At 41.8% G+C, this 1,086-nt stretch carries 1 protein-coding gene and 1 pseudogene; both read right to left on the bottom strand.

Annotated features, from left to right (window positions below; all coding sequences use genetic code 11):
- Positions 1-573, bottom strand: a pseudogene (locus tag GOQ24_RS16970) (hypothetical protein); the annotation flags it as partial.
- 190 nt (positions 574-763) lie between these two features.
- On the bottom strand, positions 764-892 hold the full coding sequence (locus tag GOQ24_RS16820) for a hypothetical protein (protein ID WP_258204614.1): 129 nt from the start codon (positions 890-892) through the stop codon (positions 764-766).
- Positions 893-1,086: the final 194 nt, after the last annotated feature.

Here is a 1,086-nt window from a genome sequence, read left to right as displayed (position 1 = left end):
ATCCTTAATCTTACCACAAGGTACAAAAGAATTTACTTCGTACAACCATGTCGTGATACTATCCGTAGGTTCTGTGACCTTACACAGCTTACCTGTATCGTTCACCTGCATCAGTCGAGGGTAGGCATGCTGGTGTTGCCACTCGTGTAGCGGTACATTGCCATCCCATACCCAGCGGGTAGTGACACCCTTATGCGTCTTAGCGATACGCCTGCCCAGCGGATCATAATAGTAATACGTCTCTAATCCGCTAGAACTAAATACAGTAGTAAGCTGTCCGCTGACTGACCACTTATACATATACCCGATACCACTGCCCTTAGGCTTAGCCTTTAGATGCTCGCGGACGTAGTACTTATCTAGTGCGCCTAATAAGTCAGCTTTTTTATACTCCTTGTAAATCAAGTTCCCCTTGCTGTCATAGTAATAATAGTGATGCTTATCACTCATCAGCTTACCACCTGTATCATAGACTCTGTCGTCTTGCTTCGCACTCTCGTTTTCCCTCGCACGCCTGCTGGCTCCATCACTAAAATAGTCCACAGGACTATTTCTTAACGTTCGGCCCTCCACCGCATCAGGTGTCTTGTAGATGGTCTTAAGCTCAGTAGCTCCGCTATACGTTCCACTAACCAGGTTATCCCACTGGTCGTACTCGAAGTCCACCTTAGAGCGAGTGAGATTACTGATGATAGAGCGAAGCTGATTACCCGGTCCCCATTGGTATCGGTCACTGGCTTTTATATTGCCTTTGATGCCTATTCTACGCTGAAGGAATTGCCCCTTGTAACTCTATATCTGTATTGGTATTGGTCACACGCCCTGTAGCTGTATCTACGGCTTCTCCGAAGATAAAACAGTGTATCGTATCATTTTTTAAACTACTATACACTTGTTTTAAGTTAAAAAAAAAAGACCTAGCTAATTATGGCTAGATCTTTTATTATTACCAACTTGTAATTGGTCTATTTATCATTATCCAGAATTTTAACAACTCTTTGTTAAAAAAGAATAATTCTTCAAAATCATTACTTATAGTTATTCCTATTTCAGGTAAAACCCAATATCCTTTTCTTTCTATTATTG

This window comes from Myroides sp. LoEW2-1, from assembly GCF_009767705.1.
Taxonomy (GTDB): Bacteria; Bacteroidota; Bacteroidia; order Flavobacteriales; family Flavobacteriaceae; genus Flavobacterium; species Flavobacterium album_A.
Note: the sequence above shows the minus strand (reverse complement) of the source record. Positions and strands in the feature narration are given on the sequence as shown.